Here is an 11580-nt window from a genome sequence, read left to right on the forward strand (position 1 = left end):
CCGCGTCGCCGGCGTCGCCCTCGCCGGCCGCGGTCGACAGGGCGGCCAGGGCGAGCAGCCCGGCCGGCTCGGCGACCGGGTCGGGGAGGACGGCCCCGGTGGGGGCTCCGGGGACGTCGGCCCAGCTCGGCGCGGTACCGGTCCAGCCCTGGGCCTCCGCGACGGCCCGGCTGGTGGCCAGCACGACCGGGGTGCGGGCCAGCTGGGCACCGGTGGGGGTGACGCCGCTGCCGGCCCGGGTGGCCCAGGTGCCGTCGTCGGGCACCCAGACCTGCGGCTGCCGGGCGAGGTCGGTCCCGGTCAGCACGCCGAGGGTCTGCAGCGGCTCCTCCGTGCGCACCTCGGCGATGGTGCAGTCACCGCCCCCGACCGGGATGGGGCCGGCCAGCACGCCGCGCACCAGGGCGCCCAGCCCCGGGGCGACCGTCACCCGCACGGTGTCCTCGACCCGGCAGCCGCCGTCCCCGGCGGCCGCGGTGTCCTCGGCGGACGGGCGGGTGACCACCCAGACCGCGGCGACCAGGGCCAGCACGGTCGCGAGCACCACCCCCAGGACCGCCGGTCCCGGCCGCCGACGGTGGCCGCGGGCCCGGTGGCCGGGCGCTGGGCCCTGGGCGCGGTGGCCGTGTGCGTGGCGGCCCATCGAGGTCTCCCGGGGGTCGGGGCGGTGATCCGCCCGGCCCGCCGACCGTAGTCGGCGGCAGGGGTGCCGGGAAGCCGTCGCGGGTCAGCCCTCAGGCGGAGGCGCGGCGCACCAGGTGGGTCGGGCAGGTGCGGGTCTCCGCGGGGGCGGCGACCCCGTCGATCTGCCGGCGCAGCAGCTCCACGAGCTCGCCGGTCATCAGGTCCAGCGGCTGCGCGACGGTGGTCAGCGGGGGGTCGCAGGTGGTGGCCACCGCGGCGTCGTCGAAGCCCACCACGGCGACGTCCTCGGGCACCCGGCGGCCGGCCGCCCGCAGGGTGCGCAGCGCACCGACCGCCATCGGGTCGGAGGCGACGAAGACGGCGTCCAGGTCGGGGGCCTGGGCCAGCAGCCGGGCCATCGCGGCCTCGCCGCCGGCCTCGGTGAAGTCGCCGTGGGCGACGAGCGCGGGGTCGGCGCTCCGGCCGGCGTCCTCGGTGGCCAGCCGCCAGCCGGTGAGCCGGTCGACCCCGGCGATCATGTCGGTGGGGCCGGTGAGCGTGGCCACCCGGCGGCCCAGGCCGAGCAGGTGCTCGGTGGCCACCCGGGCGCCGCCGACGTTGTCCGCGTCGACGTAGGCCACGGACCGGCCGTCGTAGGGGCGCCCGCACAGCACGAGGGGGACGCCGGCGCCGCTGAGCACGTCGGGCAGCAGGTCCTCGCTGTGCAGCGACATGAGGACGACGCCGTCGACGTGGCCCTGCCGGGCGAACCGGGCGATCTTCTGCTGCTCCCGGGCGTCGCGGGCGGTGAGCAGCACCAGGGTGAGCTCGGTGTCGGCCAGGGCCGCGGAGACCCCGTGCACGATGCTGGCGAAGAACGGGTCGCTGAACACCTGGGTGTTGGGCTCGCTGAGCACCAGGGCGACGGTGTCGGTGCGGCGGGTGACCAGGCTGCGGGCCATCCGGTTGGGCACGTAGCGCAGCTGCGCGATGGCCGCCTGCACCGCCTCCCGGGCCTCCGGGCTGACCTTGGGCGACTCGTTGACCACCCGCGAGACCGTCGCCCGCGAGACGCCGGCGAGCACGGCCACCTCGTCGAGGGTGGGCGTGCCCGACCGCGCGCCGCTGGTCAGCTCGGTGGTCACCGGGCCATCGTGCGGCATCCGGGCCTGCGACGGAAGGGGTTCGTGGAAGCGCTCCCACAATTTCCGCCCAGATCCTTGACAGCCTCCTGTGACCGCCGCCACGCTTCCGAACAACACCCGTGAGAGCGTTCTCACGGGCTCCGTCGGCGGGCACTGGCGCACCGACCCGACGGCTACCTGGGAGGTCCGATGACGGTACGACGACGGGCGCGCGCAGCTGCCGGAGCCACGCTCGCCCTTGCCCTGCTCACCACCGGCTGCGGAGGCTCGGACTCCGGCGACGACGGGGACCAGATCACCCTGACCCTCGGCCTGTACGGCACCTTCGGCTACGAGGAGGCCGGTCTCTACGACGAGTACATGGAGCTGCACCCGGAGATCACCATCGAGCAGTCGGTCGTCGCGCAGTCCGGCCCGTACTACCAGGCCCTGCAGACCCGGCTGGCCGCCGGGTCGGGCATGGCCGACATCCAGGGCATCGAGATCGGGTTCGTCTCCGACGTCGCCGAGAACCACGCCGACGCCTTCGTCGACTTCGCCGCCGAGGAGAACGCCGACGAGCTGGAGAGCCAGTACTTCGACTGGAAGTGGGACCAGGCCAGCACCGGCGACGGCCGGGTGATCGGCCTCGGCACGGACGCCGGCCCGCAGGCCATGTGCTACCGCCAGGACCTGTTCGCCCAGGCCGGCCTGCCCACCGACCCGGCCGCGGTCAGCGCGCTGTGGCCCACGTGGGAGGACTACCTCGCCACCGGCCAGCAGTACCGGGACTCCCCCACCCGGCAGGAGGGCAGCGCCTTCGTCGACAGCCCCAACTCGGTGTTCGCCCCCGCCGTCCGGCAGGGCGACACCACCTACGCCGACGAGGACGGCAACCCCGTCGTGGAGGACAGCGACGGCGTGCAGTCGGCCTGGGCCCTGGCCAGCCAGGCCGCAGGCAGCGGGCTGACCGCCCGGCTGGCCCAGTTCGGCGACGAGTGGAACGCCGCCTTCTCCAACGGCGCGTTCGCGACCATCGCCTGCCCGTCCTGGATGCTCAGCTACATCACCTCGCAGCTGGGCGACGAGGGCGCCGGGCTGTGGAACATCGCCACCCTGCCCGGGCAGTCGGAGTCGGGCAGCACCTGGGGCGGTTCGTGGCTCGGCGTCCCGAGCAGCGGTGAGCACGTCGCCGAGGCGACGGCGCTGGCCGAGTGGCTGACCGCGCCGGAGCAGCAGGTCCGGATGTTCACCAGCCAGGGCTTCTTCCCGTCCAGCTCCGTGGCGGCGCAGAGCCCCGAGGTGGCCGACGCGACCAGCGAGTACTTCAGCGGTGCGCCCATCGGGCAGATCTTCGGCGACGCGGCGGACGCCGTCCGGCGCACCCCGATCAGCCCGTACGACACCCAGATCCAGGACGCGTTCTCCGCGGCCCTGACCACGGTGGCCGACGGCAGCCGGGACCCCGACCAGGCCTACGCCGACGCGCTGGCCGCGATCGAGCAGGTCACCGGCTGACCGGTGCGGCGCCCCGGGTCCCGCACCCGGGGCGCCGTCCCCCGTCCACCCCCGGCCCAGGAGAGCCCGTGACCCTCGCCGACGACAGCCCGCGGACCGCGACCGCGCCGGCCGTCCCCGTCCCGCCCGACCTGCCCCCGCCACCCGCCGCGCGCCGCCGCGGCCCGTCGCTGTCGCGCAACCGGTGGGGCTACGCCTACGTCGCGCCGTTCTTCGTGGTCTTCGGCGCCTTCAGCCTGTTCCCGTTCCTGTTCACCGCCTGGGTCTCGCTGCACGACGCGCGCCTGTCCGACATCGGTGGGGGCACCTTCGTCGGGCTGGACAACTACGCCGCGCTGCTGGGCAACGACTTCTTCTGGAACGCGCTGCGCAACACGATCACCATCGGGATCCTCTCCACGGTGCCGCAGCTGTGCCTGGCCCTGGGCCTGGCGCACCTGCTGCACTACAAGCTGCGCGGCCGCACCTTCTTCCGGACGCTCGTGCTGGTCCCCTACGCCACGAGCATCGCCGCGGCGACCCTGGTCTTCGCCACCCTGTTCGGCCGCGACTACGGGATCATCAACACCGCGTTGGAGGCCGTCGGGCTGGACCGCGTCGACTGGGAGTCGGGCACCCTGTCCAGCCAGGTCGCCATCGCCGTCATCGTCACCTGGCGGTGGACCGGCTACAACGCGCTGATCTACCTCGCCGCCATGCAGTCGATCCCCGGCGAGCTGTACGAGGCCGCCGAGATGGACGGCGCCAGCAAGTGGCGGCAGTTCCTGCACGTCACGATCCCGTCGCTGCGGCCCACGATCCTGTTCACCGTCGTGGTCTCCACGATCGGCGCGGTGCAGCTGTTCGGCGAGCCGCTGCTGTTCGGCGGCAACGGGGCGACCACCGGCGGGGCACGCAACCAGTACCAGACGCTGGGTCTGCTCATGTACCAGCAGGGCTGGACCAACTTCAACATCGGCCAGGCCGCCACCACGGCGTGGGCGATGTTCCTGATCATCCTGGCCGTCGTCGGCACCGCGGCCCTGGTCGGCCGGTACCGCGCGCGCCGCGAGGGAGCCCGCCGATGACCGCCGTCCTCACCCCGCCGTCCACGTCGCCCCCGACTCCCGGCCGCCGGCGCAGCACCCGGGCCGGCCGCGCCGGGCCGGTCGCCTACACCCTGCTGGTGCTGGCCGGGCTGCTGTCGGTGTTCCCGCTGTACTGGAGCCTGGTCGCCGGGTCGCACACCAACGCCGAGATCGCGGCCACCCCGCCGCCGTTCCTGCCGAACGCGACGTTCTTCGAGAACGTCTCGGCGGCGTTGGAGCAGGCACCGCTCGGGTTGGCGATCGTCAACTCGGTGGTCGTGGCCGGGTCGATCACCGCGGGCACGGTGCTGTTCTGCACGCTGGCCGGCTTCGCCTTCGCCAAGCTGCGCTTCCGGGGCAGCGGGCCGCTGCTGGCCCTGGTGGTCGGCACGATGATGGTGCCCACCCAGCTCGCGGTGATCCCGCTGTTCATGATGATCGCCGAGCTGAAGTGGGTGGACTCCCTGCAGGCGGTCGTCCTGCCCACGCTGGTCAGCGCGTTCGGCGTGTTCTTCATGCGCCAGTACCTGGTCACCGCGCTGCCCGACGAACTGCTGGAGGCCGGCCGGGTGGACGGCGCCTCGACGCACCGGATCTTCTTCTCCATCGTGGTGCCGGTCGCGCGCCCCGCGATGGCGGTGCTGGCGATGCTGACCTTCCTGACCGCCTGGAACGAGTTCTTCTGGCCGATCATCGCGCTCACCGCGGCCAACCCGACCGTGCAGGTCGCCATCGCCAACCTCGGCTCGGGCTACGTGCCCCAGCGCGCGGTGATCATGGCCGGCACCCTGCTCGGCACCCTCCCCGTCCTGCTCGTCTTCGCCCTCCTGGGCAAGCAGATCGTCGGCGGCATCATGGCCGGCGCCGTGAAAGGTTGACCATGACCACCCTGCAGACCACGTCGGCCCCCTCCCCGCAGGCCACCGCACTCCGGTTCCCACCGGGGTTCACCTTCGGCGCGGCCACCGCGGCCTACCAGATCGAGGGCGCGGTGCACGCCGACGGCCGCGGCCCCTCGATCTGGGACACCTTCAGCCACACCCCCGGCGCGACCTTCCAGGGCCACACCGGCGACGTGGCCGTCGAGCACTTCACCCGCTACCCGGCCGACGTCGCCCTGATGGCCGAGCTGGGGCTGACCGCCTACCGGTTCTCCACGTCGTGGTCGCGGGTGCTGCCCGAGGGCGCCGGCCGGGTCGAGCAGCGCGGCCTGGACTTCTACTCCCGGCTGGTCGACGAGCTGCTCGGCGCCGGTGTCGAGCCCTGGCTGACCCTCTACCACTGGGACCTGCCGCAGGCGCTGCAGGACCGCGGCGGCTGGACCGCCCGCGACACCGCGCACCGGTTCGCCGACTACGCGCAGGTGCTGCACGGCGCACTGGGCGACCGGGTTCCCCACTGGTCCACGCTCAACGAGCCGATGTGCAGTGCGCTGCTGGGCCACATGTCCGGCCAGCACGCACCCGGGGTGCGCGACGCCGTCGCGGCCTCCCGGGCGATCCACCACCTGCTGCTCGCGCACGGCCTGGGCACCCGGGCCCTGCGCGAGGCCGGCGCGACGTCGCTGGGGCTGACGCTGAACTTCACGCCGATGACCCCGGCCACCGACTCCCCCGCCGACGTCGACGCCGCCCGCCGCTGCGACGGCCAGCAGAACCGGATGTTCGTGACCCCGGTGGTCACCGGCGCCTACCCCGCGGACGTCGTCGAGGACCTGGCCGCGGCGGGCGCCCCGCTGCCGGTCCAGGACGGCGACCTCGAGGTCGTCGCCGCACCGCTGGACTGGCTGGGCGTGAACTACTACTTCAGCTCCGTCGTCCGCGACACCGGCGCCCCGACGGGACAGCACTCGTCGTTCATCGGCGCCGAACGGATCGAGGACCTGGACCCCGAGGGTCCGACGACCACGATGGGCTGGGGCATCGACGCGCCCGCGTTCACTGGGCTGCTGGCCTGGCTGGGCTCGCTGGCGCCGGATCTGCCGCTGGTGGTCACCGAGAACGGGTCGGCCTGGCCCGACGAGGTCTCCTCCGACGGCCGGGTGCACGACCCGGAGCGGGTGGCCTACCTGCTCGACCACCTGGCCGCGGTGGCCGACGCGGTCGAGGCCGGGGTCGACGTCCGGGGGTACTTCGCCTGGTCGCTGCTGGACAACTACGAGTGGGCCCGCGGGTACGCGCAGCGCTTCGGCCTGGTGCACGTCGACTACGGCACCCAGCTGCGGACGCCGAAGGACAGCGCCCTGGCCTACGCCGAGCTGCTCCGGGAACACCGGGCGGCGTCCATGCCTTAGGGTGTCCGACAGGTAGTTGAGCACTCAACTCAGGAGGTCGGGATGCCCGCCGTCACCGTCGAGGACACCACCACCCTGGCCCGGGTCCCCGTGCCCGCGCCCCGGACCGTGCGCCGCCGCGTCCGCTCGGTCACCACCGCGCCGCGCGGCTTCGAGGGCGAGGGCTTCCCGGTCCGCCGGGCCTTCGCCGGGGTCGACCTGCGCGACCTCGACCCCTTCATCCACATGGACCAGATGGGCGAGGTCGAGTACGCACCGGGCGAGCCCAAGGGCACGTCATGGCATCCGCACCGGGGCTTCGAGACCGTCACCTACATCATCGACGGCACCTTCGAGCACGCCGACAGCCACGGCGGCGGCGGGTCGATCACCAACGGCGACACGCAGTGGATGACCGCCGGCGGCGGTGTGCTGCACATCGAGCGGCCGCCGGAGTCGCTGGTGGTCAGCGGCGGGCTGTTCCACGGCCTGCAGCTGTGGGTGAACCTGCCGAAGGCGCAGAAGTGGGTCGAGCCCCGCTACCAGGACCTGCGCGCCGACCAGGCCGTGCTGCTGGCCAGCCCGGACGCCGGTGCGTTCCTGCGGGTGATCGCCGGCGACGTCGGCGGGCACGCCGGGCCGGGGACGACGTACACCGCGATGGCGATGGTGCACGCGACCATCGCGCCGGGGGCCACCCTCGACCTGCCGTGGGACCCCTCGTTCAACGCGCTGGTCTACGTCCTGTCCGGCAACGGCAAGGTCGGCATCGACGACCACCCGGTCACCGGCGGGCAGCTGGCGGTGTTCGGGCCCGGCGACACGATCACCGTCAAGGGCGCCGAGCACCAGGACAGCCGCACCCCCTCACTGGAGGTCGTGATCCTGGGCGGCCGGCCGATCCGCGAGCCCATCGCCATGTACGGGCCGTTCGTGATGAACACCCGGCAGGAGGTCATGGACGCCTTCACCGACTTCCAGGCCGGCCGGCTGGGCAGCATCCCCGCCGCGCACGTCCCGCACACGGGGGTGCGCGACACCGTCGACGTCAGCTCCGGCAGCGACGAGGATTCCTGACGTGAGCGACCTCGAGCCCCGCCCGGAACCGCACGTGCTGGGCGGGCTCGGGGGCGTCGCACCCCGGCCCGCGCTGGACCTGCTGCCCGGCAAGACCGTCACCCTGGGCGAGCGGATGCAGGTCCGCCGGCTGCTGCCCACGTTGGGCCGCCGGATGGTGGGCCCGTGGGCCTTCGTCGACCACTACGGCCCCGACGACGTCGCGGGCACCGACGGCATGCAGGTCATCCCGCACCCGCACACCGGGCTGCAGACGGTGTCCTGGCTGATCGAGGGCCGGGTGCACCACAAGGACTCCCTCGGCAGCGACGTCTCCTTCGGCCCCGGTGAGCTCGCGCTCATGACGGCCGGCCACGGCATCAGCCACTCCGAGCAGTCCCCGGTGCCCCACCCCCGGCTGCTGCAGGGCGCGCAGCTGTGGGTGGCGCTGCCCGACGCCTCGCGCGACACCGCGCCGGCCTTCGAGCACCACGCCGCACTGCCCGGCTTCACCGCCGACGGCCTGACCGCGACCGTGCTCATGGGGTCCCTCGGCGGGGCCACCTCGCCGGGCACCGCCTGGTCCCCGATGGTCGGCGTCGACCTGGCCCTGGACGCCGGGGCGGACGTCGAGGTGCCGCTGGAGCCCGGCTTCGAGCACGCCGTGCTCGCGTCGTCGGGGTCCTCCGTCGTCGAGGGCGCCCCGGTCGAGCACGGCTCGATGCTCTACCTCGGCACCGGACGGCGGACGCTGCGCGTCTCGGCCTCGGCCCCCTCGCGGCTGCTGCTGCTGGGCGGCGAGCCGTTCGAGGAGCAGATCGTCATGTGGTGGAACTTCGTCGGTCGCGAGGGCGAGGAGGTGGCCGGGTTCCGCGAGCAGTGGGGGGCCGGGGAGCGCTTCGGCCACGTCGAGGGCTTCGAGGACGGCGAGCGCACACCCGCCCCGCCGATGCCCCCGGTGCCGCTCAAGCCCCGCGGCCGGGAGCGCTGACCCCGCCGGTCAGAAGCCTCCTCCGTCGCCGAAGCCGCCGAAGTCACCCCCGCCGCCCCCGAACCCACCGCCGTCGCCACCGCCGAACCCGCCGCCGAACCCGCCACCCGAGCCGCCGAAGAGGATGTTGCCCAGCGCGACCCCGGCGATGCCGCCGGCCAGCCCGCCGCCGAACCCGCTGCCCCCGCGCCGGCCGTAGCCGCCGTACTGACCGCCGTACCGAGCCGGGGCCTCGTAGTAGTCCTGCACGTCCTGCTGGGCCAGCGACATCGCCTCCTGCGCCATCCGCTGGGCCTGCTGGGCCTCGCGCAGCGCGGACACCGGGTCCTTGGCCGCGGCCAGCCGGTTGGCCTCGTCGAGGTGGCGGTCGGCCTCGGCGAGCCGGGTCCGGGCGGAGGCCCGGACGGCACCGCGCCGGGTCGCGATGAAGTCGCTGGTCGCGTCGACCGCACCGGCCGCCGACCGCAGGGCCTGGCCCAGGTGCGCCAGCGCGCGCTCCTGCTGCTGCCGCGCGTCCCGGGCAGGCTCCAGCGCCGCCTCGAGTGCCTGGTCGGCGTCGTCCAGCGCCCGCGTGACCGCCAGCGGGTCGGGCAGCTGCCCGTCGGCCGGAGGGCGGTCGGCGGTGACCAGCGCGGCCTCCGCGCGGGCCAGCTGCTCCCGCAGGCCCGGGGTGTCGACCCCGCGGTCGAGCAGCACCTTGGCCTCGGCGATGTCCCGCTCGGTCTCGTCCCGCACGGCGGTGAACCGCTCGGGCGCGGCCGCCAGCTCCTCCCGCAGCTTGTCGACCGCGGCCAGCAACCGCTGCGCCTGGGCGAGGGCGTCCTCGGCGGCCCGGACGGCGGGCACCGCGCCGGCCGGCCGGGCGGCGTCGAGCTCCGTGCGGCCGTGCTCCAGGGCCTGCCGGGCCAGCTCGACCCGCTCACCGGCCTCCCGCGTGTTGTCCGCGACAGCAGCCCAGGTCGACCGGGCGTAGCTGCCCTCGAACTCGCCGAGGAGCTGGGTGGCCGGCGCGATCCCGGCCTGCACCCGGTCCGCCTCCGTGGTGAGCCGGGCGAGCGCGGCCGGGGCGTCGTCCTCCAGGTGCCGCAGCTCGCGGTGCGCGGCGGCCTGCTCGTCCAGGCGCGCACGGGCGGAACCGGTGAGCGCCAGCAGGTCGGCCAGCATGCGCCGCTGGGTGGGCTCGTCCTCGGGGACGTCGTCGTCGAGCTCCTGCCTGATCTGGAAGGCCCGTGCGAGCTCGCTGCGCGACTCCTGCAGGGCCGCTGCGGACCCGGTGACCATGTCCGGGCCGTACTGGGCCCGGGCGTAGTCCACGTCGAGCTGACTGGTGTGGACCGCCTCGTCCAGGGCGAGCAGCTCGGCGCTCGCCCGGTAGTGCAGGTCCTGGGTGGAGGTGCCGTGGTGCGGGTCCCGCGCGGCCTCCTCGGCGGCGGCGATCTCCGCGGCCCGGGCGCGGGATGCCTCCTGCACCTTCCTCCGCCGGCGGCTGCGCACCAGGGCGTACCCGCCGGCGCCCAGCACGGCGACACCGACCAGGCCACCGAGCGCGTAGGTCCCGGTGTCGCTGGGCTGCAGCTCGTCGGCCAGCGTGGTGGCGGCCGTGGCCCACTCGCCGTCGGAGAGCAGGGGCTCGACGTCGGAGGACAGGATGCCGTCGAGCCGAGTCTCCGACGTCCCGGTCTGGGAGCCGGAGTAGGTGCCGTAGGACCGGTCCTCGACGGCGACGGCGAACAGGACGTCGTTGCTGCCCAGGCCCCGCAGCTGGTAGGCCTCCTCGGCCCACTGCGGGCCGGGGTCGCCGTCGAAGGAGTCGACGTAGACCACGTAGAGCGACGTGCCGTCCTCCTGCAGGGTCTGGATGGCGTCGGCGACCTGCTGCTCCTGCCCGCTGCTCAGGACGTCGGCGTTGTCGGTGACCCGGTCGACCGGGGCGAACGGCTCCTCGGCCAGGGCGGGACCGGCGCCGGTGAGGGCGACGACGAGTCCGAGGGCGGAACCGGCCACGAGGCGGAGCGGGAGGCGCATGCCCCCATCGTCCCCGCCCCGGCCGCGCGGCGCCGCAGGCCCTGCGGACGGGTGCCTCCGCGCGACGTCGTGCCCTGCCCACCCGGTGTGGGCAGGGCACGAGCTCCGGCCGGAGGACCCAGGCGACGGGGCAGGTTCAGAAACGGCCGCCGCGGCTGCGGCGCCCGCTCGACCGGCTGCCGCTGGACCGCCGGCTCGACGAGGACCGGGACGACGACGACCGGGACGACGACCGGGAACGGCTCGAGGACCGGTAGGACCGGCCCCCACCCCAGGACCCACCGGAGCTCCAGCCGCCCCCGGACCCGCCCCATCCGGTGTCGCGGGACTGCGCGGCCCGGCGGGCGGCGTCGAGGTCGGCCTGCAGCTGACGCCGCGCCGTGCCCGCGGAGTCCTGCGCGGCGACGGCGGCGGCCAGCGCCCCGACCGGGTCGCCCCCCGCCGTGCTCTCGGCCGTGGTCAGCTGCTGCTCGGCGGCGGCCAGCCGGGTGCGGGCGGCGCTGCCGACGCCGGCGCCGCCCAGCGAGAGCCGTCCGCGGACGTCGCCCACCGCGGCCCGCGCCGACGCCAGCGCAGCGGGCAGCTGCTCGGTGGCCTTCGCGGTGCGCTCCCGGGCCTGGTCCACCGACAGCAGTGCGGCGTCGAGCACCCTGTCGGCCTCGGTCAGCCGGGCCAGGGCCGTCAGCGGGTCGCGCGGTGTCGCCCGGAAGGCCTGCTCCCCGGCGGTGCGACCGGTCCCGGCGGCGGCGAGCACACCGGCGGCGTCGCCACCGCCCGCCGCGGCGAGCTCCGCGGGCGGCACGGTCCGCAGCCGGGCCAGCTCGGCGTCGACCTCGGCCAGCAGCCGCGGCACCTCGGTGTCGGCGGCGGCCAGCCGCTGCTCGTGCCGCCCGACGCCGTCGA

General features: G+C 75.0%; 8 protein-coding genes and 2 pseudogenes. 6 read left to right on the plus strand and 4 right to left on the minus strand.

The annotated features are described in order from the left end of the window. A pseudogene (locus tag NH342_RS18925) lies at positions 1-547 on the minus strand (substrate-binding domain-containing protein); the annotation flags it as partial. A 187-nt stretch (positions 548-734) separates the two neighbouring features. Next, entirely contained in the window at positions 735-1769 is a 1035-nt protein-coding gene (locus NH342_RS18930) for a LacI family DNA-binding transcriptional regulator (RefSeq protein WP_253017216.1), read from the minus strand. Positions 1770-1958: 189 nt separating this feature from the next. Between NH342_RS18930 and NH342_RS18935 the strand changes: the two genes are divergently transcribed. The 6 genes from NH342_RS18935 (at position 1959) to NH342_RS18960 (ending at position 8652) form a co-directional block, all read left to right on the plus strand. Further along, positions 1959-3266, plus strand: a complete 1308-nt coding sequence (locus NH342_RS18935; RefSeq protein ID WP_253017218.1) for an extracellular solute-binding protein — start codon at positions 1959-1961, stop codon at positions 3264-3266. A gap of 68 nt (positions 3267-3334) precedes the next feature. Then, positions 3335-4333, plus strand: coding sequence for a carbohydrate ABC transporter permease (locus NH342_RS24365; RefSeq protein WP_253017220.1), 999 nt, complete (start codon positions 3335-3337; stop codon positions 4331-4333). Next, positions 4330-5211 (plus strand): carbohydrate ABC transporter permease, encoded by an 882-nt coding sequence (locus NH342_RS18945; RefSeq protein ID WP_253017222.1) that lies wholly within the window; start codon positions 4330-4332, stop codon positions 5209-5211. The genes NH342_RS24365 and NH342_RS18945 overlap by 4 nt, the downstream gene beginning before the upstream one ends. Positions 5212-5213: 2 nt before the next feature. Then, on the plus strand, positions 5214-6626 hold the full coding sequence (locus tag NH342_RS18950; RefSeq protein WP_253017224.1) for a GH1 family beta-glucosidase: 1413 nt from the start codon (positions 5214-5216) through the stop codon (positions 6624-6626). 42 nt (positions 6627-6668) lie between these two features. After that, a complete protein-coding gene (locus NH342_RS18955; RefSeq protein WP_253017226.1) occupies positions 6669-7682 on the plus strand; it encodes a pirin family protein in 1014 nt (337 codons plus the stop codon). Position 7683: 1 nt separating this feature from the next. Next, positions 7684-8652: a pirin family protein gene (locus NH342_RS18960; RefSeq protein WP_253017228.1), complete on the plus strand. Its 969-nt coding sequence runs from the start codon at positions 7684-7686 to the stop codon at positions 8650-8652. A 9-nt stretch (positions 8653-8661) separates the two neighbouring features. Here the strand turns inward: NH342_RS18960 and NH342_RS18965 are convergent, their stop codons facing one another. Beyond that, positions 8662-10677, minus strand: a complete 2016-nt coding sequence (locus tag NH342_RS18965; RefSeq protein ID WP_253017230.1) for a TPM domain-containing protein — start codon at positions 10675-10677, stop codon at positions 8662-8664. Between the two features lie 136 nt (positions 10678-10813). After that, a pseudogene (locus NH342_RS18970) lies at positions 10814-11580 on the minus strand (hypothetical protein); the annotation flags it as partial.

It is taken from the genome of Klenkia sp. PcliD-1-E, assembly GCF_024124375.1.
Classification (GTDB): domain Bacteria; phylum Actinomycetota; class Actinomycetes; order Mycobacteriales; family Geodermatophilaceae; genus Klenkia.

What these genes read in the sequence shown, in the direction of transcription:
- NH342_RS18955 (WP_253017226.1), top strand. Translation starts at nt 6,669, where the DNA reads ATGCCCGCCGTCACCGTCGAGGACACCACCACCCTGGCCCGGGTCCCC.
- NH342_RS18945 (WP_253017222.1), top strand. Translation starts at nt 4,330, where the DNA reads ATGACCGCCGTCCTCACCCCGCCGTCCACGTCGCCCCCGACTCCCGGC.
- NH342_RS18965 (WP_253017230.1), bottom strand. Translation starts at nt 10,677, where the DNA reads ATGCGCCTCCCGCTCCGCCTCGTGGCCGGTTCCGCCCTCGGACTCGTC.
- NH342_RS18935 (WP_253017218.1), top strand. Translation starts at nt 1,959, where the DNA reads ATGACGGTACGACGACGGGCGCGCGCAGCTGCCGGAGCCACGCTCGCC.
- NH342_RS18950 (WP_253017224.1), top strand. Translation starts at nt 5,214, where the DNA reads ATGACCACCCTGCAGACCACGTCGGCCCCCTCCCCGCAGGCCACCGCA.